The sequence below is a fragment of the Paenibacillus phytorum genome (assembly GCF_013141715.1).
GTDB lineage: Bacteria > Bacillota > Bacilli > Paenibacillales > NBRC-103111 > Paenibacillus_E > Paenibacillus_E phytorum.
This window is the reverse complement of sequence record NZ_WHOA01000235.1, coordinates 1-22,771: the sequence shown is the minus strand read 5'-3', so window position 1 is coordinate 22,771 and position 22,771 is coordinate 1. Positions and strand designations below refer to the sequence as shown.

Below are 22,771 nucleotides of genomic sequence, written 5' to 3'. Positions count from 1 at the left end.
AACTCCTTTGATGTATAATTTATTTTTTCTTGATTATGAACTTAGTATAACTCCCGTTAAAACAAAAATCAAGTATCAATTTATGATTTTTGTCATTTATATTGAAATGATACCCATCTCTATAATTACTGATAAAGTAGTCTTGAAGGCTGATGAAGGTGGAGTTTGGGGAGATCCTTTTGAGAGCCTAACCATAGATAGGGGATCAGTCGTCGTTAGTGAATATGGAGGAAGTAAAGAGAATGCAGATGAGGACGATTATAACTTATTGACCGGAGAATACATTACAAGAAGAACGGATGATCAAGGCAATTTAAAAATAACAAAAGGAAAGGATTTTAATTTAAATGATATGTAGTGTGGTGCTTGAAGGATAATAAGAGTTGAATATTTATAACGAGGCTGCCGAAGGATGATCCTATGGCAGCCTTTGCTCACCAAAGAGATAGCGTGACGTCGACATTTTATTTTTTTGGCAGCATCATGAGAGTCTGGGCGTGACGATGGATCTCGGAAGCCTTTAATGGACCGCCATGTCCCATGTAGAATTTTTCGACTCCCGAATCAAGCAGACGGGTCAATTCACGGGCTACTCTGTGCGGGTCATCTTCGAATGGTGGACGTATGGCATGACTGGTTCTTACGATACCGCCTAACAAAATTCCTGAGGCGACAAGGTCACCGACCAAAGCTTCATTAGAAGCAAGTTCTATGGAGACTGAGCCAGCAGTGTGCCCAGGCGTGTGTTTAACCACCCCCGGAATTCCGTATCGCTCCAAGTTGATAACATCATGTTTTGTAAGTAAAACATCCGGTTCAAAACCGATATACGGCTCGAGCATAAGTGGTGTCTTGATAAATAAACGGCCAAACCAACCGGTTGGGCAAAAAGTCATTGGCGTCTCCCTGTTAAAATGTTTAGCATCCCCCTCGTGAGCCAATATCGGTGCTCCTGATAGTTCACGAATTATTGCTGCACTTCCGGCATGATCTACATGCGCATGGGTCACCACAATGAGTTTGATGTCTTTGAATGTAAGTCTTTCCTTAGCTAAGGCCTTTTTAATTTTATTCTCAGACCCGGGTAGTCCCGCATCGACAAGAATGCATCCGTCAGGGCCTACAAGTAAGTGGGAATTTACCATGTGCATGGGGAGGATTGGAATGCGGACGATTTTTACAGTGTTCATAGTTTCATTGTCCTCTCTGGTGGCTTATATGAAAAAACCGAACCGAACCGTTCGGTTCGGTTTTATGATACTCTAATGTTTAGTTCAATACAAGAGAAATGTTACAATGTATTTCAAATGGTATTTGGGATGTATGGGGGACTGAAAATGCGTAAAGATGAAAATACACGACAACACATCATTATTAAATCCGCTGAATTATTTAATCAAAAGGGGTATGCCGGGTCATCGATACAAGACATTATAGAGGCTACAGGATTAACAAAAGGAGGGATTTATCGAAGATTCTCTAACAAGGATGAAATCGCGGTGGAAGCGTTTGAATATGCAGGGCAGGTTTTGATGGAACAATTATCATCAGCTATTAATAATGCGGATACAGCGATAGACAAAATAATGGCTGTATGTAATGTGCATATTGATCCAGTGAACAATCCCCCAATAAAAGGCGGGTGTCCTTTGCTTAATACAGCAGTTGAAAGCGATGATACCTTTCCAATCCTGCGTGATAGAGCATTAGCCGCGTATGAGGAGATGTTAAGCCTCGTCCAAGGTATTTTAAAACATGGGATAGCAGTTGAAGAATTCCGATCAGATGTAGATGTTGATTCACTATCATCATTTATCGTTTCTTCACTCGAAGGCAGTGTGATGGCAAGCAGATTGAGCAGAGACAGTAAACATGTAGGGTTTGTTATGCAACAACTTCGGGTTCTACTGAACACATATATAAAGATTTAATTTAAGCAACGGAGAGGATTGTTTAATAAATTTATAACCTTTAATTATTAAAAGTAGTATCGTAAAATTACCGTAACTGTAATAAATGGAGGAAACAATCGTGGTTACAATTGAGGATTTTATGAAATTAGATATCCGTGTCGGTACTGTAATTAAAGCAGAGCCTTTTCCCGAAGCACGAAAACCTGCAATAAAATTAGAAATCGATTTTGGTGAGATTGGTATTAAACGTTCCTCTGCTCAGATTACACAAAGATATGAATCCGAACAACTTATTGGACGTCAAGTAATCGCCGTAATGAATTTTCCTGTTAGACGCATCGCAGGTTTTAAATCTGAGGTGTTGGTAATCGGCGGTGTTCCAACAGAAGGTGATGTGGTTCTCTTAAAACCAGATGAACCTGTTAAAAACGGTACGCCAATTGCATGAGCATTAGTGGATACAGCACGCTAGTAAAGTAATTAGAAGGGGCAACTATGACCAAAATCGAAGTCTCAACCGTCTCCGGTTCCGAGTCACATATACCATTTCTCGAATCCTGTTCTTATCCCGTACGGCAAGGAAATATTGTTCGTCCGCTTGTGGATAGTGCCCCCACCTTTCGGCGTATTTGTGAGGCTATCGAAACAGCACAGATCAGTGTCTGGATCACGTTTACTTTTGTGGATCCGTATTTCCAGATGCCGGACGATCGTGGTACCCTGTTTGATGTGCTGGACCGTGCGGTTGCTCGTGGACTGGATGTACGCATCATTTTCTGGCGCCCAAATTCGGAGAGTAGTGGTTACGGCCAAGCCTTCCCAGGATCTTACGCTGACAGTGAAATGCTCGCTGCACGTGGTTCGCTTTTCCGTACCCGCTGGGACCGTGCACATGGTTACTTTTGCCAACACCAAAAGTGTTGGCTGATAGATGCAGGACATTCGTCCGAGACGACATTTATCGGTGGAATTAATCCGACGTTCAAGGCCTTTGAACCAGGGCACATGGGCGAGGGACAACGCCACGACATATTTGTCGAAGTGATCGGACCGTCGGCGACCGACGTGCACCACAATTTCGTACAAAGATGGAACGAGGCCAGCGAGAGAATGAAGGAAGATGGAGTGTGGGGCCACAATGGCGATGACGAGTTGACTTTCCCTACACGCGTATCCGTTCCTCGAGGAGACAGCCAGGTGCAGATTCAAAGGAACGTGTATGAGAGCCGGTACAGTAATAGTTATCCAACTCCCGGAGGTTCTTCCTTCGATATTGGTACAGGCGAGCGATCCATTTTCGAGCAGTACAAACGAGCAATAGATGCCGCTCGTTGCACAATCTACATCGAAAATCAGGCTCTCCCGGTTCCGGAGATCTCTGCCAGATTGGAGGAGGCTCTGAAGCGTGGCGTGGATGTCGTACTCCTCGTTCCAGCTGAGCCTGAGTCATACGTACGGGCATTCCGTCAACATCCGGATAGCAAAAGCTTCTTCGATCATTTAGAAGCACTTGGCCGATACGAGAATTTCGCACTTGTCGGTATAGCTGGGCTGAATGGACAGAGAGAGCGCAGCAATATTTATGTACATGCTAAAATAATGCTGATTGACGACGCGTGGGCGACAATTGGTTCCTGCAACCTTCACTGGAATTCACTCTTTGGTCATACGGAGATGAACGCTGCGTTTTGGGACCCAAAAGTGGTGCAATCACTGCGCCGTCAACTATTTTCCGAACACCTGGGTCAAGACACCTTACAATTAAACGACCGCGAGGCGCTTCAACTTTACCGGAACATTGCTCATGAAAACCAAATTAGAGGAACGCGAGGCGATTTCGACTGGAAAAGTCTTGCATTCGCCCTTGACCCGACAACTTACGGCCAATAGCAGCATGAGTTATTAGCAAGCATTATTATATTTATTTTACAAAGAGACCCTCCGATGGGTTTCTTTTTGTTTGCTCATTTTATGAAAAAAGACTGCCCTAAAGGTCACTTCCTACATTTACCAAAGTTTTTTGTGAACAATCCGTCTTGTTCTAGAGTCAAATAAAATAAACACCTAAAATACGTATGTATATAGAAATGAAGGAGAATTTGATGAAAAAAAGTTTGAGATCGCTAATTCATTGGCATTCGTTTATGGAGCAACTTGAGACTTATACGGCAGCTACGTTGTTGAAGTTGAAAAAATGTTTGAACCCAGTAACGAACAAAATCGGTTTTGGTATTTACTTTTACAAGGATATCACCATAAATTTAAACCGTTTGAACAAAGATATGCTGGCAATCGTCGCCGATTTTGTTACACTTTCGCATTTCGACAAGCGTACATTTCCTAGCTTTGTATCGGTTGCCGATGGGATACACGCGACGATGTTTACGAAAGTGCCTAACCATATTATTAAACGGATTACCACTTTGGTCACAGCGTTACCAGGCTATAAAGCGCTGCAAACCGCATCCCGATCGTATGGGTATAAATGTGAGCTTCACTACAATCAGGGAAGAGTATTTTTTGGCTCTTTACAAATTCATTTTAAGAAAATACAAAATGAGCTCTCCTCTCCTAGTTACAGAGCCCTCTCAATGATAGGCAGAACTGATTAAGAAACAACATCCATGGTTTTTTAACCGCAACCTCGACATGAAATTGATTTCGTGCTGGGTTTAGCGGTTTTTTGTTATTCAGTTTTTGGACCTGAAATGACTAGGAGTAAGGCCCACGAATTTTTTAAATTGGCGCATAAAGTGGGTATCATTTTCATACCCGCACATTTTGGAAATGGCGGCGATGGATAACGAACTGTTAACCAAAAGATACTTGGCGTATTCCAGCCTGCTGTTGATGATGTCTATAACCACAGAACACCCGAATAGCTCCTTATAGATATGCTGGAAATAAGATTTACTTAAATTCATGTATGAGGCAAGATTTTCTGCGGACCTATTTGTTTGAGGTGAACTGTAGAGCTCGTTGCGCAGCTCAGTAAATTGGCTGAAATATCGGCTCGTTTTATCGGGCAAAGTGGGTCTGTCAAGCAGATTACGAAGTTTCATAAAAAGAGTTCTTATATCCGAGTCAATGATTTTATCGCGCAGCGGGCCGCCTAAGCGGTTGATGCTATGCAATTCCATGATGCATCTTGTAATTAAAAGCGGATCCGCTGCTTTGACGGGCGTGTCAAGGGGGAAATCCAACTGAATAAGGAAATCCTGAATTTCATTGCCGTCACAATGGAACCAGTCGTTGACAAATGGTTTATCCAATTCCCTGTAAAGTTGGGGAGTTGTAGGGCGAAACAAGATATAAGAATTTTTTTCGGCTACGAATTGCTTGCCGTCGAGAATAACTTCTGAATTGCTTTTCAAAAAAACAAAGGCATAATTCCCTGCTCCTACCGGACGGTCAATAGTGATCCCATCCCAATGTATAAAATTATATCCGCAACTAATTAAATGAATCATCCTGCATCTCCTTAAAAAGCACGATAGGTCAGTTTTTGGCTACTATAATTTATTGTATCTGAATTAACAAGTACGTACAATTTAATTAAACAGTATGGACAAAGTGGAGAAGAGTAGAGAGCATAATAGGCATGTTTATATGATCTTTGGGTTGATTGCCGCATACTGAAAATAGTGAATCAAAGGAGCAAGATACATGGCCAAACTTACTATTAATGCAGACGTACGCTTAAGTACAATCGACCGCAATATTTACGGACACTTTTCCGAGCATTTGGGACGCTGTATTTATGAAGGCATCTATGTAGGAAAGGATTCGCCGATTGCAAACACAGAGGGGATGCGAAATGACGTTCTAGAAGCGTTGAAGCAACTTGAAATCCCCGTGCTCCGTTGGCCGGGCGGATGCTTTGCCGATGAATATCACTGGAAAGATGGCGTTGGTCCGAAAGAAAAACGGAAACGGATGATTAATACGCATTGGGGCGGTGTCGTTGAGAATAATCATTTCGGCACTCACGAATTTTTACGTTTATGCGAGCTCATCGGTGCTGAGCCCTATATTAACGGTAATGTCGGAAGTGGGACAGTGGCTGAGATGTCCGAATGGGTTGAATACATGACGTTCGACGGAGAGTCGCCTATGGCCAACTGGCGGAAGGAAAACGGACGCGAGCAGCCGTGGAAGATAACCTATTTCGGGGTGGGCAATGAGAACTGGGGCTGCGGCGGCAACATGCGCCCTGAGTATTATGCGGATCTGTATCGGCAATATGCCTGTTATGTCCGGAATTACGGCGATAACCGAATTTTCAAAATCGCTGGCGGACCCAATGTCGACGATTATAACTGGACTGAGGTGCTGATGCGTGAGGCAACTCGCTTTATGGATGGCTTGAGTCTGCATTATTATACGATCCCTACCGGTACTTGGAGTGACAAAGGCTCGGCCACCGAATTTGACGAAAAATTGTGGTTTGAAACACTGAAGAAGACACTCTTCATGGAAGAGCTCATCGAGCGCCATGATACGATTATGACGCGTTACGATCCGGACAAAAGAGTTGCGCTCATCGTGGACGAATGGGGGACCTGGTACAACGTCGAGCCCGGCACCAACCCCGGCTTCTTGTATCAACAAAATACGATGCGCGATGCGCTTGTTGCCGGAATTAATCTGAACATTTTCCACAACCATTCCGATCGTGTACGCATGGCAAATATCGCTCAGGTTGTTAATGTACTGCAATCGGTCATTTTAACGGAAGGCGCCAGTATGATTCTGACCCCAACCTATCATGTATTCGATATGTATAAGGTTCATCAGGGTGCCAGCCTCGTTGCCGCAGATGTGGAAAGCCCGTCTTACGAAATGGATGGACAGAGCATAGATCAGCTTAGTGTGTCTGCATCCGTGGATGCGAATAATCGTCTGCATATTTCTTTATGCAATCTGCATCACGCTGAAGCTTTGGAAGTGCAATGTACAATCCGCGGTGGGAAGGTCGGCGATGTTGCGGGGCAGGTACTAACCTCCGATACGATACAATCGCATAATACTTTTGGGGAACCGGAAAATGTGAAGACGTCCGTATTTAACAATTTCCGCATCGAAAATGATCAACTTATCATCAAGCTGCCTGCTAAGTCGGTAGTGATGCTTGGTGTCAACGTATGACGGATTGCAAGGGTTGCTCGGCAACGGTGCATGTTTCTTCAGAAGAAATTGCACAATTATTCGGGGAAACGCTTCGTATTCGCAATGTCAAACTCACGACTGAAGAGGAGTATGACCGGCGTATGTCGGTCTGCCAAAGCTGCGAGGCCTACCAATTCGGTACAACTTGCCGCCACTGCGGCTGTCTGATGGCTGTAAAAGCTAAGCTGGCTGCAGCCCACTGTCCGGCACCGCAAGGGAGCAAATGGTAAAGAAATGAAGGGAAGTTCATAGTTGCACGAATATGACAATTGTCACCTCGATCCGGTGACTTGACTCACTTTTGAAACACTCTCTTAAAGGTGATAATAAGACTATAAAATCCTTTTAGGGAGTGTTCATTACTATGAATTCAACTGTATCGTTGATGATTTCGGCTTTGATTTTCTTTTTCATCCTGCGTGGACAATTAAGTGGCATGCGTAAGCCACTAAAAAAATCGGGAGTAACATTACTGCTGCCTATCCTATACATTTCTACATCACTTATGCAATTGCTCGATCCAACGCTGCATATCCGCGAAGATCAAGTAATCATTGCTTTGTTGATCGGTATGATTGTTTCGATTCCGCTTATCGTGACGACCAACTTTGAAGTTCGGGACGATGGCAACACGTTTATTAAGCGTAACAAAACGGTCTTTGTGCTGCTGATCGTGATCTTTGCACTGCGTTTCCTCGCGATTGCAACTATAAAATCAATCGATCCAAGCACACTTAGCTTTATGTGCAACCTGATAACCTTTGGCTACATCGCGACATGGCGGATCACTAGTTTTATTAAATTCAAAGGTGTCAGCTCTTCCAAGCAAGCTGTACTGAATACTTAACACGTTCATTTCATTTTATCAAAACCTACATTAAAAATAATCATCAATAATCCGGTATAGGGTACTGACATGAGCAGGCCGAATAATGGTTTGCGATAATGAATACGCAGCATGATAAACATGATCATATCGAACAATGATGACCAAAGTAGGTTCCATCCGTTATGATACGTGATTGATCCACATTTCACAGATACATATTCAAGCAAAACAAAAAGACCCGTGAAAAAGATGATGTAATAAGCCTGGGAAAGAAGTTTAGGATTTCGCGGGTAGTTCGATAGGTATACCCAAGTCGATACAGGCATGCCAATCAGAATAAGCAATAGGATTGGAATCGTTGCAACAGGAAGACCATTCGGCTCCATTTGCCAAAGTTGATATTGATAACAGATCAACTCATAGAGCCCATTACATAACGCAGCAAAGAGGAGTGTTGGATAGTACTTCTCCCAATTTCGGTCCGCAAACCGAAGAGCTATGAGCAACCATAAAACCGAGTATAAAATCGCAACCAAGGGATTTCGAACTCCTTTGTTTATGTTAAGTCCTTATTATTCCAATTAATCCATCGTTCATACAAATTTTGTATGTGCTGCTATCATTAAAGGAGGCCCGCTCTCATAAGAGAACGGGCCTCCTTTTTAAATTAGGGATTACTTAATCACATTAACGTTTGCCTGTGGATTCGAAAGATCACTTGAATCATCAGAGACTAAAGGAGCTGGATCCAATTTGGCTTCTTCGCGAAGCAGGTAACCGAAAAATAAGATGTAATAAGACACGATGATGAAGAAGACACCTGCGGTCAGTGGGTCTTTGGTAAATTGAGTTGGATCTACCGGATTCATGTTTGCTGAGTTGGATGAAAGACTGATAAAGGCCAAGCGATAGACGATCCGGCTAAGAAATAGCACCAGAACCGTAATTTCGATCCATAAGTGGGTGCGATAGTACCATCCGTCTGTACGATGTTCGAAAAGGGTGTGGCGAATCGCGGTGAGCCCGAGTGCGACACCTGCCGCTAGGCCGATTATATAACCAATGAAATGGATGGGATGGACAAAGCCTAGCAGGAAGATGACGGCTCCGAGGATACTAAAGAGAGTGAGTCGGAATTTAAGTCTGCCTCTGGATAATTTTTGAAAACCAATGGTTCGCTTCGTTCTGCGATAGATAAAAAAGCCAATGAGTAGGAAAGGAATGGCATAATGCATCCAGTTTTGCATGAGATTTCCTCCAGAGAAACGTAGTTTTTCCTTATTGTAACAAATTTAGGCAGTTTGTCAGAGAAAAAAATATTTCATTTACAAAAAACTGTCATACACTTAATGATAGGACGATAAACTTACTATTACACACAAAAAGCGCCGCAAGGAGTTGACAGTCAATGGCTCTAATCACCCATGTTAATGTATGTAATACAGAGAATGAAATTTACTGCTGTCTTCGTAATAAAATTGTGAAGCTTGACGACCAACAGAAAGATCAATTTTGCAAAGGATGTAAAATGTTTGCCGGTGATGCCGATGAACATGGAATTGGTGTAGCCTGTGTATGGGAAGATGTACGCGTCGTTAGTAATCCGCATATCGCAGTGGATCCGCTGGAGGAGTTTATTCATAATCAAATTCGCCAAGTGCCGCCCGAGGGTCCGGCCTTATATCTATATACAACAGAATGGTAAAACATATCCTCTTTGATTTTGATGGGACACTGGTCGATTCTAGAGCACTGCTTGTTAAACTTTATAATGAAATGGCCGTGCAGTATCAATTTCGCAGGATTCGAGATCAAGACCTTACGCTTCTAAGATCACTTTCGATCCCTGAGCGGGTGGATCGCTTAGGTGTTCCGGTGCTCCAGATTCCAAAGCTAGTATCGGCCGGAAGACAGCTTTATCAAGAAAATATTCGGACAATTCATATTGTACCTGGGATGAAAGAGGTTATTGCCAGAATTTCCTCATTTGGGATGAAAAGCTCCATACTCTCCTCCAATTCCGAGGTAAATATTCGCCAGATTCTTAGAAATAATAAGCTGGATGGCGCGTTCAAGGAAATCATTTCGGCTAAGCATATATTTGGTAAGCATCATTCCATTCGCAAAGTAATGAAACAATGGGGGACTGCTCCCTCGCGGATGATCTATGTTGGAGATGAATTAAGGGATATTGAGGCTTGCAGGAAACTAGGTGTTCCTATAGTTGCCGTTACATGGGGCTATGATTCTCAGGAGTTACTGCTCAGTGGAAAGCCCGATTACTTAGTAAACTCTCCCGGAGAGCTGCTAAAAACACTTCTGTCCTTAACCTGATAGGATGGTAAAAGAGGAAGCAAATAGCTATCACAGACAGTGTCTGAGGTAGTTATTTGAGTTTGCTTTTATAAGAGCTATTGGCAACATTCGCAGTCGAGTGGTGTCATCATGTAAAATAGAATCTATGAGGTGATATTTGCGGAAGGAGGCGTCTAATGTTATTTTATCTCATCATATTTGTAGTGACAGCTGTGGATCAAATTTCGAAGGTGTGGATTCGGTCTATCCTAAAAGTAGGCGAATCTATGCCGTTTTATAAAGATATTATTTCGTTTTCGCATTATCAAAATAGTGGAGCAGCAGGCAGTTCGCTGCAGGGCTCAGCGCGTTATTTAGGAATTCTTGCTGTTGTGATTATCGTTGTTATTATGTATTACCGGAAAAAAGGAAGCATTCAAGGATTCTTCAAAGAGTGTGGTGCCGCACTATTCGTAGGCGGGGCTATTGGTAATGGAATCGAACGATTATTATTTGGCAAAGTGACCGACTTCATTGTGTTTCGATCTGGCAATGGTGTGATGAATTTGGCTGACTTAGCTATTAATTTGGGTGTAGTATTTTTTGTACTGGATATGTTTCTCTCTTACAGGCATAAGCTGTTACCAAAAGAGAAAAAATTTCAATAAACGTAGGTATATTAAACTATATAGGTAGATCAAAAGTACTATTTATGATATCCTTCAAGTAGACGGTTTTGAACGAGAAGACGCTGAACTGGAGGATGGTCACATGAGGCCGGATAAACAGATATTGATCGATGAATTTTTTACAATGATTCGAAAGTTGACGCGTACGGGTGCTGATATTATGTTAGTGAGGGATTTTTTCTGGAAAGCTTCTGAAATCCGTTCATTTATCCCTCCAACGGTAGAATTCATGACAGTTCTTAAAACCTATAATGCAGTCTTGTTTCATGAATTCCGAAAATCACTTGTACCCAATACAAGTATGCATATGCTAGCGAATGTCCACATGGAAGCGGGAGAAGCGCTCATTAGTTTGGGGATTACGAGTTTGGAGCAGCTTCAACTAGCAGTAAAAGGAACAGTAGCTGTGAGTAGTTAAGTAAGTTAAACCAAGCGATGACGCCAGTCTCGCTTGGTTTTTTTGTTTGGAGAGGGACAAGCTGCATCAGAGACCATTGGGTAGTCTATGCTGCAAAAAGTACAGCTAATCTCATCATTTTCGAAGATTTGGAGGTTTATGGGGCTGTCCCAAATGATAAAGGGAACGTAGAGACACTATTCCGTTGTTTTTAGCTTCGAATAGCACAAATTTCATCGAATAACTCCCTCTCGTTCCGTTAATTCAATTTTTAGCGCATTTCATCCATTTTAGCGGCTTGTCGTTCCGTAAGAACAACTTTGCACCAAAAGGACCTCCCCTTATTGGCGGAAGTCCTAATTGGTACGTGTAACCGTCTTCAAGGTAGATACCCCTCAAGGTCTATAACCCTTTTGGGACAGGTTGCACGCTACTCGTCTTTCTTCTGCAGCGCAGCCATCAATTTGTCAGCAAGTGAGTTGCCCAGCTGGGTTTGATCGGAAAACTTCTCGATCAACTGACGGTTCGCTTTGGCAGAGGCGCGCCGGCCGCCGCCGGTTGATTCGTTGTCTATTTTCTCGACAACGTTGCAAGGACGGCATTGGAAATACTTGCCGGATTTGCCGGTGTGGATTTCCATTTTTTTGTGACACTGCGGGCAGCGGTGGTTGGTCAGTTGTCCGTCAGCTTCGCGCTTATAGGAGCATTCACGGCTGGAACAAACAAGGAATCGGCCTCGTTTCCCCTTTACTTCTTGAAGAAACTCCCCGCAATCCGGGCATTTGCTGCCCGTTAAATTATGCGGCTTATAGGCCGCAGAGCTTTTCTTGACCTCATCGACCAGCTCGGCTGCTTTTTTGCGGATACCACTTAGGAATTGTTCCATGCTACCTTTGCCTTTGGAAATGCGTTCAAGCTCAAGCTCCCAGCGTGCTGTAAGCTCAGGAGAACGCAGTTCCTCCGAAGCGAGCTCTATGAGCTGAGTCCCTTTGCCAGTCGGAATGAGTGAGGAGCCTTGACGTTCAATGGTGTCGGAAGACACAAGCTTCTCAATAATGTCAGCGCGTGTAGCGGGCGTGCCGAGGCCCCATTTTTCCATTTGAGAAAGCAAGGAGGCCTCGTTGTATCTAGCAGGCGGTTTCGTCTGGCGACTTAATTGACGGGCGTTACGGACGGTTACGGCGTCTTTTTCGGCAGCTTGGGGCAGCAACTGAGCAGAGTCTTCATCAGACTCGGTTTCTTCCCGATCTGGATCGGTGAAATCAGTGGCTCGGTAGACGTCTTTCCAACCGGCTTTTTTGACCACTTTGCCCGATGCATACAGCTTCTCTCCAGCAACGAAATATGAAGCCGACTTAATCATCCTTAGCAGTCGTGGCTTGGGTCCGATCCGTGAGGAAGTTCTCGGAAGTGTAAGCCATAATGTCGTACAACATGCTAAAATTCCGGTACTGATCATTAAGTAATGCGTGAGCGGACACTATTTACCCCAGTTTGCTGAGCAGACGGGCTTCGGCGTCACGTTCATTTATCGGAACATTTTCTTGACACTCGATACAACTGTCGGGTGACAAGAACATATATCGTTTCCCGATTAAGGACAAGAACATGTATTGATTTCCGCATTTGAGAAGTATTATCAAATAAGTAAAGTGAATATGAGCTAAAGTGATGATACGGTGGGTGATTATCGTTATAAAGTGTCGAACGACACAATCATTATTCGCTTAAAGTCCAATAAGAGTATAAATAATAAGGCTAAAAAGGGCGAGTTCACTCTCTTAATTAAAAAATCAGTGATAATTTCACTCAAGAACCTATGGTATAAAAAAAACGCCAAAGGTTATATTATGTTAAAAATGGAAGAAGGGACATCGCGATGATTAAGAACCAATTACCCCGAGTAATCCTTCCACAATATCCAGAATCTTTATGGATTGCTTCTTCGAGCATCCCGAGTTTTCCTAAGCTGACACATGATATCAAAGTAGATGTAGCTATCGTCGGAGCTGGAATCTCTGGCATAACAACCGCTTATCTGCTTTCAAAGCAAGGACTCAAAGTCGCAATAATTGAAGCCGGAAGAATGCTTAACGGAACCACAGGTCATACAACGGCAAAGATTACTGCACAGCATGATCTGATATATAACGAATTCATTTCGCATTTTGGTAAAGAACAAACAAGGCTATATTACGAAGCCAACCGAGAGGCATTACATTTCATTAAACAAACCATACATGAGCATCAAATATTGTGCGATTTTACAGAGGAAGATGCTTATGTTTATACGAATTCAGACGAATTCGTTGAAAAAATAGCCGCTGAATTCTCTGCTTACGAGGAATTGGGAATACCCGGTGTTTACATAGAACAAACGCCATTGCCTTTTCAAACAAAAGCCGCTGTTGTCATGAAAAATCAGGCCCAGTTTAACCCGATGCCATATTTATTGTATTTAGTCAATCATGCAACACAAAGACAAGGATGCCAAATTTATGAGCATACGACGGCCGTAAGTATTGACAAAGGAAACCCTGCAACTGTGATTACGAATGAGGGACATCGAATCACCTGTAATTATGCCGTATCGTGCTCACATTTTCCTTTTTATGAAGGAGGAGGTTTTTACTTTGCAAAAATGCACGCAAATAGGGCTTATATTCTGGCTGTGAAAACCGCCAAAGAATTTCCAAGAGGAATGTTCATATGTGCCGAGGAGCCCAAACGATCTCTTAGGTCTACGACGGCTAATGGGGAAAAAATGGTTTTAATCGCAGGCGAAAGCCACAAGACGGGACAGGGAATCTGTACGCTCAAACATTATGAAGCTTTGCAAATGTTTGGAGAAGAACATTTTGGAATAAAAGAAATCTATTATCGATGGTCGGCTCAAGACTTGGTTACTTTGGATAAACTTCCGTATATTGGACAGACAGATTCGGATAATCCCAACATTCTTGTAGCCACCGGATATAAAAAATGGGGCATGACAACAGGAACGGCAGCGGCATTATTAATCGAAAAGCTGGTCACAGGAACAAAGAGTCCTTACCAAGAACTTTTTAAACCTGAAAGATTCCATGCGGATCCGAGCCTAAAAACATTCATCGTGCAAAATGCGGATGTGGTTGATCATTTTATTTCCGGAAAGCTGGAAATGATCCTCAAGAAACCAGAGGAGCTGGAGAACGACGAAGGAGCAGTTGTAAGAGCCAATGGAAAAAGAGCCGGCGCCTATCGGGATCAACAAGGTCAATTACATATTGTAGATACAACATGCACACATATGGGATGTGAAGTCGAGTGGAACCATGGAGAACGAACGTGGGACTGCCCATGCCATGGTTCAAGATTTTCATATAAAGGGGAAGTGCTTGAAGGTCCCGCTAAAAAACCTTTAAAAATAGTAGAAGTATCTAAATGATAAGCTTTTTGCTTTTACCAAAGAGCAGCTCTAAATACAGGAGCTGTTTTTTTTGTTCTATGACTTTACGGTTTCCATCATAATGATAAGAAAATACGAATACATATGTTTAATGTAAGGTGCATGTCCGATCATTAAATGAATTGCGCGAGAGGATGAATATAGGAAATGAAGGAAATGAATCAAACAGATCCAGTCATTGCGATCCTGGGAATAGGCACAGCCGTGCCGGATTTTCGTCTCGATCAAGCTGATACATCACAAAGATTAGCTCAAGCATTAAGTGAGAATCCCGACTCTGCACGCTGGGCAAAAAGAATATTCAAGCAATGCGGTGTGGAAGCCCGATATACCTGTGAACCGGCCCTATTAGAATCTGCTGAAGATTGCCGCTATTTTTCACAAATATCAAATCGACCAGTTCCCTCGACCGCCGAGCGAATGGAAACCTATAAGAGAGAATCCGTTCCATTAGGGCTAAATGCTGCGAGAAAAGCGCTGTTAGATGGAAAAGTGGAATTGTCTGACATTACTCATCTGATCACGGTTAGTTGTACAGGGCAATTCCTTCCAGGTTTAGATGCTACATTGGTCCAACAGTTGGGATTAGCTGTCACTGTCAATCGAATTCCGCTTAACTTTTTAGGATGCGCTGCTGGATTAAAGGCCGTTTGCCTATCACGACAAATCGTCTCAAGTAATCCCTCAGCCAAAGTATTAATTGTTTGTGTTGAGTTATGCACGCTTCACATTCAGCCCTCTAGCCAGCGTGAGGCCTTATTTGGTGCTTCTTTTTTCGGGGATGGATCTTCAGCGTGTATTGTAGGTTCTACCGGTCCTAACCATAATGGAATTTTCCAATTAGGAAACGACCATTCCATTCTCCTTCCAGAATCTGCCGAGGAGATGGTGTGGGAGGTAGGTAATTACGGCTTTGATCTTTATCTTTCGACGAACATTCCCAAACTAATAGGCAGATTTATTCCAGAACAAGTAGAGCATCTGATAAATGGAGGTCAAAAGCCTGATTTATGGGCAATCCATCCCGGAGGCAAGGGAATTATAGATACACTAGAAGAGATATACGGGCTATCGGATGAACAAACCCGGCCCAGCCGCAACGTATTGCGCAATTATGGAAACATGTCCTCTGCCACTATATTATTCGTGCTTTATGAAATGAGGCAGGAGCTAGAAAGCAGCGGCTCCGGACCGACAAACGGCTTATCACTAGCATTCGGGCCGGGCCTTACCTGCGAGATGATCCAGATTTCTTATCTCCCATCCGTCACTTTTCAAGATCAGTTTTTAGATGAAGTCCATGTTTAGGGGGTTCAAGCAGCGAGCTATAGAGCACGAGTTGATGGATGACTTTTCGACAGGGGGATCAGAGCTTCGGGAAGCATTGCAGCATCTTCGTATGCTTAACCGGATCTTCGGTGCCGCTGCGCCTACTCTCTACGGAATACAGCGATTATGGATGAAAGCGGACAAGCCGAGGCGCTTCTCCATCTTAGATATTGGATCAGGTTCCGGAGATGTGAATCGACACATCCTGCGATGGGCGGATGAGAACCAGATCGATCTAAGGATCACTTTGGTAGACATTACTGAAGAAGCTTGTGAAGAGGCAAGGCTGCTTTATCGTAACGAACCGCGGATAGAGGTGATGCGAAGTGATTTGTTTGAGCTTCCGGAAGGTTGCGTGGATGTGATTACAGGGACGCAGTTTGTTCATCATTTTGCTGCGAATGAGCTTCCCAAGGTTGTAGAAAGCATGCTTAAGGCGTCCCGATTAGGTGTTGTGATCAATGACATCCATCGGCATTGGATTCCTTGGGCTGCGGTGTGGCTTACGGCGCGAATTGTCTCAAATAACCGGTATATATTAAACGACGGTCCTCTGTCCGTGGCTAAAGGATTTCGTTCGGAGGATTGGGGAAATCTCAGGAAAGCGTTAGGCATATCTGAGATGTTCTATGCATGGAGACCGTTATTTCGATATGTAGTCGTCATCTGGAAATGCAAGGTCTAAATCAAATCATCGGAGTTGAATGTGATGAATCACATCCGGGATGTAGCGGTTATTGGTGCAGGAATCGCTGGCAGTAGTTTGGCCAAGTCTTTAGCGGATCGGGGTTGGGAAACCGTTTTGATCGACAGTAAGAAATTCCCGCGACATAAAGTTTGCGGAGAATTTCTTTCCCCTGAATCCCAAAGTATGTTGAATACTCTTGGCTTGCGTGGACTTGTGGAATCGCTACAGCCTAGCTTGATAAGTCGGACACGCTTGATCTACAGTTATGGTGATGCCTTAGAAATTCCTCTGCCCGGTATTGCTTTAGGGGTGAGCCGGTATTCACTAGATTCCACTCTCCATAGAGCGGCGCTAAGCTCAGGTGTGCACATGCAAACCTCAACAACGGTAACGTCCGTCTATCCCAATGACAGCGGATACAAGATTGAGACGAAACAAGGGGAGGAAAGAATAACCTACCAAGTTCGAGCTGTTATTGCTGCGTGGGGCGCAAATTGTCGTTCAGGACTTCCAGGTCATAGTCCTAATGCTACTGTAAAGAATACGTATATAGGCGTGAAATCCCATTTTAGGGGGATAGAAATGGAGCCCGTTGTAGAGCTCTATTTTTTTGATGGGGGATATTTAGGCATTTCCCCCATTGAAGGCGGACTCGTCAACGTTGCGGCACTGCTTAAACGGAAAGCTTTTCGGAACACTGAAAAAACGATCTTAGGATTGATTGATGCCGCTTGCCGCAGGAACACGAAGCTTTATCAAAAGCTGGCTAATGCCGTTCCTGTCCCTGGCACTCAGGCAGCCGTTGCTCCAGTAGATCTAAACCGCAAACCTACGGCTTGGGATCTAATTCCCAATATAGGAGACGCCACTTCAATGATACCTCCACTCTGTGGAGATGGGATGTCGATGGCGCTGCGTTCGGCCCTATTGTGCGCCCCCCTTGCAGACAGCTATTTATGCGGGGAGATTTCACTCTCTAGGTGGCAGCATGAATACTCGCAATCCATTAAGCGGGAATTCAAGGGTCCCTTACAGTGGGGGCGTCTTATTCAATGGCTGTTTGGCGTACCCGTTCTGCCCCGACTTCTACTAAGCGCAGCACATCTCACACCGAGATTGGCATATGGATTGGTTCAAGCGACTAGGTTAAAAGAAAGCAATTCATAGTATTAAATTGGTACATAAAGGAGCATGGTCATGGATTTTCAAAAGCTTGCCATCATCTCCCTTCGATATCCTAAAGCAATCATCCTGGTCTGGACCTTGTTCTTGATCTTTTTTGGGTTTTACGCTCCTAAGTTACCTACAGTTCTAAAAGATCATGGCTTATTACCAAACGGAGCTTATGTCAAGGTTGAGCATACCTTGTCTTCTGATTTCCACGTCCCCGAGGACCCTGTTATTCTTGTGTTTGAAAAAAAGGAGTTTGTATCCCCCGAGCAATTTCAGCAGTTCATTCAGCAAACGTTGTTTCCACTGAAGGGAATCGACGGTCTAAGCGAAATGGTATCACCACTCCAAAGGGAGGGGATGCTCAAAGGGAATTTCGCCTATGCGCTGCTTGCTTTTAAACATAACTCCTATGAAATGAAGCCGGTGCTTGATGAAATTCATAGACGCCTACCGAACAATAGAGATATCTCAGTGAAAATGACAGGGAAATCTGTGGTTCAAGCAGATGTGAATCGAGCAAGCCAAAATGATTTGAGAAAAGCAGAACGGATAGGAATTCCAGCTGCGTTCATCATACTTTGGTTGGCTTTTGGAGGAATCATTTCTGCAATGATTCCCATTGTAATTGGGATTATCGGGGTTACCGGTACGATGGGAATGATGTATTGGCTGGGGACAAAGGTCGAGTTGTCTAACTTTGTGTTGAATGTCATTCCCATGGTGGGATTTGCTCTTAGTATTGATTTTGCCTTAATGCTAGTCAGCCGGTTTCGCGAAGAGTTACAGAGAGAGTCAGCCGTACAAGCATTGATTACAACAATGAAGACAGCAGGAAGAGCTGTCTTATTTTCAGCGGCCAGTGTCTTTTTAGGCTTAATGGGGATATTGTTTATTCCGCTTCCTATGTTTTCTGCGATTGCTATAGGAGCTATGACGGTATTAACGGTTTCGGTATTGTTAACTTTAACATTAGTTCCGGTTCTTTTATCTGTTTTGTGGCCTGCCATTCGAGCAGAAAGTAAGCCGTTGTCTACTTTTACGAAAAGAAATATTTTGTACTCTATGTCACACTATGTGATGAAAAGGCCTGTCAGGATGAGTCTGTTGGCTTCGTTCTTGTTAATCACTTGTTTCCTGCCTTTAAACAAGATTAAATTAGCCATTCCGGATGCAGCCTCCTTACCGCAAGGCTATAATTCCCGCATGGCTTTCGAGACCTATCAAGCCCATTTCGTGTCCCAGACGAGCTCAGAGGTATATATCGTGGTCCAAGGAAAAACACATGACTTGAAAAAAGAAGAGTGGTTGAACGCATATAAACTTATACAAAAATTAGAAATCGATCCATACGTACAGAGTGTGAATTCTGTTTTTTCGAGCTTGCGATTGCCGCCCGAACAGGTGTACTCCTTACTTCAAAAAACGATATCAAAAGCGAAATTCGAACCGATAGTTCAACAATTTGTTAAAGAAAATAGAATGCTCATACACGTTACATTAAAGGGTGAACCATCATCAAAAAAAGTGATGAGTTGGCTCAGACTTTGGGAGCAAGAGGGGGAGTCTTCAGATCTCCATTTCCTGTTGGGAGGTGAAGCGAAGTACCAACAGGAAGTCTTTGATGCCATATTTCAAAACATCAAGTTTGTGCTTCTATTTATCTTAGTTTCCAATTATGTGGTGTTATTCATTGCTTTCAGATCCATTCTCATCCCGTTAAAAACGATTGTTATGAATCTCCTAAGCCTTGGGGCGTCGTTCGGTATCCTGGTATGGATCTTTGAGGAGGGGCATTTTGGAATGGAACCGAACAGCATCGCGATAATGATCCCAGTATTTATTTTTGGACTGGCTTTTGGTATCAGTATGGATTACGGGGTGTTCCTGGTATCGCGAATTTTCGAGGTTTACCAGCAGACACATGATAACGGTCGTGCGGTTCTGGTTGGACTGGCCTCAATCAGCAGGATCATTAACTCAGCAGCTGCCATCATGATTGCGGTCACTGTGCCGTTTGCATTCGGAGAAGTTGTCGGGGTTAAACAACTGGGGATTGGCATTGCAGCAGCTATCTTTATTGATGCAACTGTAATAAGGATGGTTTTGGTTCCATCTTTAATGAGAATGTTTGGCAAATGGAACTGGTGGGGACCGGGATGGCTGAAATAATTAGAATTTTCTTTTCCAAACGCCAAGAGCTACGGTAGATCAAGATCTTCTTAGAATATCTCTAAAAAAGATCAAAAGCCTTTACAGCCTTGTGAAACCAAACGAATCGGGTATGCCAGAAATTGAAATTGGACCAAACAATGATTTGCCGCTAAATGTGGTTTTCGATGGTTTTAGCTTATTTTGAAAACATTGTATTTGAATAATCAGATCAATGGTAAAAGCCGGTTATTTTTATAGAAAACCGGCTTTTAATATTTGTACTATTTACAAAAGTTGGAGAGGACTACATTAATAAATTAATTAATTCTTATCTGCTGTCCCACATTGTTAATGTTTACTTTCAATCTTACAGGTGGAAATTTCGTCACCTCTAACTCTTTCTTTAGCCATCCACCCCCAGCCAAAAACGACCGTAAGAGAGGCTATAACAATAATTGGCGGCAAAATCATAATTAATAGGAATTCCAACATCTATTCTCCTTTCGGGTGCATCTGTCCCCGCACATATCTGATATTAAATAAAAACAGTTTCATTAAAAGAAAGAGTGAAGGAATTAGAAGCAATAGTCCGGTCAAAAATGCAATAATTAAGGCTACTGCCATGGACTGATTAGTAAAATGTTCATACATAGATAAGTAAGGGTAAAGTAGATTCGGTAAGTGAGATGCCCCATAACCGTAAAAAGCAAATGCAAATTGAACCATCACGAAAATAAAGGACAACCCATAATTCTTTTTCTTCCAAACGAAATAAACAGCTGCCAGAAAGAAGAGAAACGAACATGCAAACATCCAGGATAACTCCGTGATATGCTGATAATGTTCGGGGTTATGCAAGTTAATCGAGTAAAAAACGATTAAACTGCAAATGATCGTCGGTGCGCTCCAAATTAGTGCCCATCTACGTACAATTTCCAGAGCTGGCAGGTCATTTGCTTTGGCCGCGTAAAATGTTAAAAACATGGCAGAAATATAAAGGACACTAACAATCGCAAGTAAAACAACGGACCATGAGTAAAGACTGAAAAACAGCTTGTTGTATTGAAATAAGATCTTACCATTCTGAATTTCAATAAAACCACCTTCTGAAATTGTAAGCACTGTTGATAATGAAGCAGGAATCAGAAGTCCAGTTGCACCATATAAGAATGCATAAATTTCTCTACTCTTTATGCCATATGTATTAAACGCATAGTAGGAACCACGTATAGCAAGAAGTATGATGGCTACGCTACCAGGAACTAATAAGGCTGTTCCATAGTAATATGCGGTATCTGGGAAAAAGCCTACGATCCCGACAATAAAAAAAATGAGAAAGACGTTAGTTACCTCCCACACAGGAGATAAATATCGTTTAATGATATTCTGAATCACATGTTCCTTTCTTGTTCTGTAACTGTAGTAACTAAAAAACCCAGCCCCAAAATCAATGGAAGCTACAATTAAATACCCGTACAGAAAAGTCCATAAGACTGTAATTCCCACCACTTCCAAATTCACTTGAGAGCACTCTCCTTATTTTTCAACTTAAGCTCGTCTTCCGGCGTATTATTTTTAAACATTTTCACCAAAACACGTAAGCAGGAAATCCCCAAAATCACGTACAGGGCAAGAAACACGACAAAAAGTAAGCTAACATGTTCAGAAGTCGTAGCACCCTGCTGTGTCTTCATATACCCACGCAAAATCCAGGGCTGTCTGCCTACTTCCGCATATATCCATCCATATTCAATGGCAAACATAGCGAGTGGACCTCCAATGACAATCGCGGCAAGGAGCAGTTTGTTGTATGGATTCCCTTTTCGAAACCAAAAAGCAAGAATAAACAATAAAGGAATACTAGTTAGATAACCACCAATGCCAACCATGGCATCAAAAGTGTAATGAATCCAAAGCGGAGGGATTTCATCCGCAGGAAAATCATTTAGTCCCTTTACTTCGCTATTAGGATTTCCATGAGCAAGCACGCTTAATGCAAAAGGGATTTTCCATCCATATTTAACATCGTGTTTTTCGGTTAAAATACCACCTACAATTAAAGGTGCATGTGACATCGTTTCAAAATGCCATTCCCCAGCTGCCAGCTTTTCAGGCTGATATTTCGCCAAATATTTCCCAGACAAATCACCAATCAAGAAGGTGGATATTGCAAAAACAAGTGCTGCGAAAAGCGTCATATTCAATACTTTCTTATAGTAAATATGACGTTTTCCCTTTAATAGGGCGTATGCCGCGCTCCCTGCAATAATAAAAGCAGACGTAAGATAAGCCGAAACTAATACATGGGAGACTTTTGTAGGGCTTGCAGGAGTAAACATAGCCTTAAGAGGCTGTACGTTACCTATAATCCCATCAACAATCTCAAATCCTTGCGGAGCATTCATAAAGGAATTAACAAGTGTAATAAAAAGTGCAGAACATGACGCACCAATGACTACAGGTATAATAAATAAAAAATGAATTTTGGGTTTAAATCGATCCCATGTATACATATAAATACCAAGAAAAATGGCCTCAAAGAAAAAGGCGAATATTTCCATGAACATAGGTAAACCGATAGCTTGTCCTGCTATCCTCATGAAATTAGGCCACAAAAGGTTAATTTGTAGGCCAAGAGCCGTTCCAGAAACAACCCCAACGGCTACTGTAATGACATATCCACGTGTCCA

General features: G+C 42.8%; 24 protein-coding genes and 3 pseudogenes. 19 read left to right on the top strand and 8 right to left on the bottom strand.

Annotated elements, in window-relative coordinates:
- The first annotated feature begins 10 nt into the window (after positions 1–10).
- Positions 11–358 carry a hypothetical protein gene (locus GC098_RS32285; RefSeq protein ID WP_171647940.1) on the top strand — a complete coding sequence of 116 codons (348 nt, stop codon included), beginning with the start codon at positions 11–13 and terminating at the stop codon, positions 356–358.
- Positions 359–464: 106 nt separating this feature from the next.
- Here the strand turns inward: GC098_RS32285 and GC098_RS32280 are convergent, their stop codons facing one another.
- A complete protein-coding gene (locus GC098_RS32280) occupies positions 465–1,190 on the bottom strand; it encodes an MBL fold metallo-hydrolase (RefSeq protein ID WP_171647938.1) in 726 nt (241 codons plus the stop codon).
- A 147-nt stretch (positions 1,191–1,337) separates the two neighbouring features.
- On the opposite strand from GC098_RS32280, the gene GC098_RS32275 reads away from it, so the two are divergent.
- From GC098_RS32275 to GC098_RS32260, 5 genes and pseudogenes are all read left to right on the top strand, one after another.
- Positions 1,338–1,931 carry a TetR/AcrR family transcriptional regulator gene (locus GC098_RS32275; protein ID WP_171647936.1) on the top strand — a complete coding sequence of 198 codons (594 nt, stop codon included), beginning with the start codon at positions 1,338–1,340 and terminating at the stop codon, positions 1,929–1,931.
- A 100-nt stretch (positions 1,932–2,031) separates the two neighbouring features.
- Positions 2,032–2,361: a chaperone CsaA gene (csaA, locus tag GC098_RS32270; RefSeq protein WP_171647934.1), complete on the top strand. Its 330-nt coding sequence runs from the start codon at positions 2,032–2,034 to the stop codon at positions 2,359–2,361.
- Positions 2,362–2,408: 47 nt separating this feature from the next.
- Positions 2,409–2,870 (top strand): annotated as a pseudogene (locus GC098_RS42040) (phospholipase D-like domain-containing protein); the annotation flags it as partial.
- Positions 2,871–2,918: 48 nt separating this feature from the next.
- Positions 2,919–3,803: a phospholipase D-like domain-containing protein gene (locus GC098_RS41875; RefSeq protein WP_376774039.1), complete on the top strand. Its 885-nt coding sequence runs from the start codon at positions 2,919–2,921 to the stop codon at positions 3,801–3,803.
- A gap of 212 nt (positions 3,804–4,015) precedes the next feature.
- The gene (locus tag GC098_RS32260; protein WP_171647930.1) at positions 4,016–4,525 is read left to right on the top strand and encodes a hypothetical protein; all 510 of its coding nucleotides are present in this window, start codon (positions 4,016–4,018) and stop codon (positions 4,523–4,525) included.
- A gap of 78 nt (positions 4,526–4,603) precedes the next feature.
- On the opposite strand, the gene GC098_RS32255 is transcribed toward GC098_RS32260, so the two are convergent.
- A complete protein-coding gene (locus GC098_RS32255; protein WP_171647928.1) occupies positions 4,604–5,383 on the bottom strand; it encodes a helix-turn-helix domain-containing protein in 780 nt (259 codons plus the stop codon).
- A 196-nt stretch (positions 5,384–5,579) separates the two neighbouring features.
- Here GC098_RS32255 and GC098_RS32250 point away from each other — a divergent pair, with 196 nt between their 5' ends.
- The 3 genes from GC098_RS32250 (at position 5,580) to GC098_RS32240 (ending at position 7,929) form a co-directional block, all read left to right on the top strand.
- Positions 5,580–7,061 (top strand): alpha-N-arabinofuranosidase, encoded by a 1,482-nt coding sequence (locus tag GC098_RS32250; RefSeq protein ID WP_171647926.1) that lies wholly within the window; start codon positions 5,580–5,582, stop codon positions 7,059–7,061.
- Complete coding sequence (locus GC098_RS32245; protein WP_171647924.1) at positions 7,058–7,312, top strand: DUF6171 family protein; 255 nt, start codon at positions 7,058–7,060, stop codon at positions 7,310–7,312. Before GC098_RS32250 ends, GC098_RS32245 begins: the two co-directional genes overlap by 4 nt.
- Positions 7,313–7,446: 134 nt before the next feature.
- On the top strand, positions 7,447–7,929 hold the full coding sequence (locus GC098_RS32240) for a CcdC protein domain-containing protein (protein ID WP_171647922.1): 483 nt from the start codon (positions 7,447–7,449) through the stop codon (positions 7,927–7,929).
- A 5-nt stretch (positions 7,930–7,934) separates the two neighbouring features.
- Here GC098_RS32240 and GC098_RS32235 read toward each other — a convergent pair whose 3' ends face one another.
- Together GC098_RS32235 and GC098_RS32230 are read right to left on the bottom strand one after the other, a co-directional pair.
- Positions 7,935–8,447, bottom strand: coding sequence for a CBO0543 family protein (locus GC098_RS32235; RefSeq protein ID WP_171647920.1), 513 nt, complete (start codon positions 8,445–8,447; stop codon positions 7,935–7,937).
- A 138-nt stretch (positions 8,448–8,585) separates the two neighbouring features.
- Positions 8,586–9,158, bottom strand: a complete 573-nt coding sequence (locus tag GC098_RS32230) for a CcdC protein domain-containing protein (protein ID WP_171647918.1) — start codon at positions 9,156–9,158, stop codon at positions 8,586–8,588.
- A 161-nt stretch (positions 9,159–9,319) separates the two neighbouring features.
- Here GC098_RS32230 and GC098_RS32225 point away from each other — a divergent pair, with 161 nt between their 5' ends.
- The 4 genes from GC098_RS32225 to GC098_RS32210 all read left to right on the top strand — a co-directional run bounded on the left by GC098_RS32225 (position 9,320) and on the right by GC098_RS32210 (position 11,313).
- Positions 9,320–9,616 (top strand): hypothetical protein, encoded by a 297-nt coding sequence (locus GC098_RS32225; protein WP_171647916.1) that lies wholly within the window; start codon positions 9,320–9,322, stop codon positions 9,614–9,616.
- Positions 9,610–10,245, top strand: coding sequence for an HAD hydrolase-like protein (locus tag GC098_RS32220; protein WP_171647914.1), 636 nt, complete (start codon positions 9,610–9,612; stop codon positions 10,243–10,245). Before GC098_RS32225 ends, GC098_RS32220 begins: the two co-directional genes overlap by 7 nt.
- Before the next feature lie 158 nt (positions 10,246–10,403).
- The gene (gene lspA, locus GC098_RS32215) at positions 10,404–10,874 is read left to right on the top strand and encodes a signal peptidase II (RefSeq protein ID WP_171647912.1); all 471 of its coding nucleotides are present in this window, start codon (positions 10,404–10,406) and stop codon (positions 10,872–10,874) included.
- Positions 10,875–10,977: 103 nt separating this feature from the next.
- Complete coding sequence (locus tag GC098_RS32210; RefSeq protein WP_171647910.1) at positions 10,978–11,313, top strand: hypothetical protein; 336 nt, start codon at positions 10,978–10,980, stop codon at positions 11,311–11,313.
- A 409-nt stretch (positions 11,314–11,722) separates the two neighbouring features.
- On the opposite strand, the gene GC098_RS32205 is transcribed toward GC098_RS32210, so the two are convergent.
- Positions 11,723–12,655 carry a DNA topoisomerase gene (locus tag GC098_RS32205; RefSeq protein WP_171647896.1) on the bottom strand — a complete coding sequence of 311 codons (933 nt, stop codon included), beginning with the start codon at positions 12,653–12,655 and terminating at the stop codon, positions 11,723–11,725.
- Here GC098_RS32205 and GC098_RS32200 point away from each other — a divergent pair.
- From GC098_RS32200 to GC098_RS32175, 6 genes and pseudogenes are all read left to right on the top strand, one after another.
- Positions 12,645–12,758 (top strand): annotated as a pseudogene (locus GC098_RS32200) (universal stress protein); the annotation flags it as partial. The gene GC098_RS32205 and the pseudogene GC098_RS32200 overlap by 11 nt on opposite strands.
- 413 nt (positions 12,759–13,171) lie before the next feature.
- Complete coding sequence (locus GC098_RS32195) at positions 13,172–14,719, top strand: FAD-dependent oxidoreductase (protein ID WP_171647908.1); 1,548 nt, start codon at positions 13,172–13,174, stop codon at positions 14,717–14,719.
- Positions 14,720–14,896: 177 nt separating this feature from the next.
- Positions 14,897–16,048, top strand: a complete 1,152-nt coding sequence (locus GC098_RS32190; protein ID WP_171647982.1) for a type III polyketide synthase — start codon at positions 14,897–14,899, stop codon at positions 16,046–16,048.
- On the top strand, positions 16,041–16,754 hold the full coding sequence (locus GC098_RS32185; RefSeq protein ID WP_171647906.1) for a methyltransferase domain-containing protein: 714 nt from the start codon (positions 16,041–16,043) through the stop codon (positions 16,752–16,754). The genes GC098_RS32190 and GC098_RS32185 overlap by 8 nt, the downstream gene beginning before the upstream one ends.
- Positions 16,755–16,778: 24 nt before the next feature.
- Positions 16,779–17,924: an NAD(P)/FAD-dependent oxidoreductase gene (locus tag GC098_RS32180; RefSeq protein WP_171647904.1), complete on the top strand. Its 1,146-nt coding sequence runs from the start codon at positions 16,779–16,781 to the stop codon at positions 17,922–17,924.
- 30 nt (positions 17,925–17,954) lie between these two features.
- The gene (locus GC098_RS32175) at positions 17,955–20,099 is read left to right on the top strand and encodes an MMPL family transporter (protein WP_171647902.1); all 2,145 of its coding nucleotides are present in this window, start codon (positions 17,955–17,957) and stop codon (positions 20,097–20,099) included.
- Positions 20,100–20,462: 363 nt separating this feature from the next.
- Here the strand turns inward: GC098_RS32175 and cydS are convergent.
- The 3 genes and pseudogenes from cydS to GC098_RS32165 form a co-directional block, all read right to left on the bottom strand.
- Positions 20,463–20,570: pseudogene (gene cydS / locus GC098_RS41870) on the bottom strand (cytochrome bd oxidase small subunit CydS family protein); the annotation flags it as partial.
- A 3-nt stretch (positions 20,571–20,573) separates the two neighbouring features.
- On the bottom strand, positions 20,574–21,602 hold the full coding sequence (locus GC098_RS32170) for a cytochrome d ubiquinol oxidase subunit II (RefSeq protein ID WP_171647900.1): 1,029 nt from the start codon (positions 21,600–21,602) through the stop codon (positions 20,574–20,576).
- The coding region (locus GC098_RS32165; RefSeq protein ID WP_171647898.1) for a cytochrome ubiquinol oxidase subunit I at positions 21,599–22,771 on the bottom strand (1,173 nt) is incomplete at its 5' end. The genes GC098_RS32165 and GC098_RS32170, both read right to left, overlap by 4 nt.

Excerpts from the sequence above, each read along its gene's own strand:
- GC098_RS32175 (WP_171647902.1), top strand. The coding sequence starts at position 17,955 with ATGGATTTTCAAAAGCTTGCCATCATCTCCCTTCGATATCCTAAAGCA.
- GC098_RS32260 (WP_171647930.1), top strand. The coding sequence starts at position 4,016 with ATGAAAAAAAGTTTGAGATCGCTAATTCATTGGCATTCGTTTATGGAG.
- GC098_RS32190 (WP_171647982.1), top strand. The coding sequence starts at position 14,897 with ATGAATCAAACAGATCCAGTCATTGCGATCCTGGGAATAGGCACAGCC.
- GC098_RS32275 (WP_171647936.1), top strand. The coding sequence starts at position 1,338 with ATGCGTAAAGATGAAAATACACGACAACACATCATTATTAAATCCGCT.
- lspA (WP_171647912.1), top strand. The coding sequence starts at position 10,404 with ATGTTATTTTATCTCATCATATTTGTAGTGACAGCTGTGGATCAAATT.
- GC098_RS32225 (WP_171647916.1), top strand. The coding sequence starts at position 9,320 with ATGGCTCTAATCACCCATGTTAATGTATGTAATACAGAGAATGAAATT.
- GC098_RS32210 (WP_171647910.1), top strand. The coding sequence starts at position 10,978 with ATGAGGCCGGATAAACAGATATTGATCGATGAATTTTTTACAATGATT.
- GC098_RS32185 (WP_171647906.1), top strand. The coding sequence starts at position 16,041 with ATGTTTAGGGGGTTCAAGCAGCGAGCTATAGAGCACGAGTTGATGGAT.
- GC098_RS32180 (WP_171647904.1), top strand. The coding sequence starts at position 16,779 with ATGAATCACATCCGGGATGTAGCGGTTATTGGTGCAGGAATCGCTGGC.
- GC098_RS41875 (WP_376774039.1), top strand. The coding sequence starts at position 2,919 with ATGGGCGAGGGACAACGCCACGACATATTTGTCGAAGTGATCGGACCG.
- GC098_RS32250 (WP_171647926.1), top strand. The coding sequence starts at position 5,580 with ATGGCCAAACTTACTATTAATGCAGACGTACGCTTAAGTACAATCGAC.
- GC098_RS32230 (WP_171647918.1), bottom strand. The coding sequence starts at position 9,158 with ATGCAAAACTGGATGCATTATGCCATTCCTTTCCTACTCATTGGCTTT.
- GC098_RS32285 (WP_171647940.1), top strand. The coding sequence starts at position 11 with ATGTATAATTTATTTTTTCTTGATTATGAACTTAGTATAACTCCCGTT.
- GC098_RS32195 (WP_171647908.1), top strand. The coding sequence starts at position 13,172 with ATGATTAAGAACCAATTACCCCGAGTAATCCTTCCACAATATCCAGAA.
- GC098_RS32205 (WP_171647896.1), bottom strand. The coding sequence starts at position 12,655 with ATGATTAAGTCGGCTTCATATTTCGTTGCTGGAGAGAAGCTGTATGCA.
- GC098_RS32240 (WP_171647922.1), top strand. The coding sequence starts at position 7,447 with ATGAATTCAACTGTATCGTTGATGATTTCGGCTTTGATTTTCTTTTTC.
- GC098_RS32220 (WP_171647914.1), top strand. The coding sequence starts at position 9,610 with ATGGTAAAACATATCCTCTTTGATTTTGATGGGACACTGGTCGATTCT.
- GC098_RS32280 (WP_171647938.1), bottom strand. The coding sequence starts at position 1,190 with ATGAACACTGTAAAAATCGTCCGCATTCCAATCCTCCCCATGCACATG.
- GC098_RS32255 (WP_171647928.1), bottom strand. The coding sequence starts at position 5,383 with ATGATTCATTTAATTAGTTGCGGATATAATTTTATACATTGGGATGGG.
- GC098_RS32245 (WP_171647924.1), top strand. The coding sequence starts at position 7,058 with ATGACGGATTGCAAGGGTTGCTCGGCAACGGTGCATGTTTCTTCAGAA.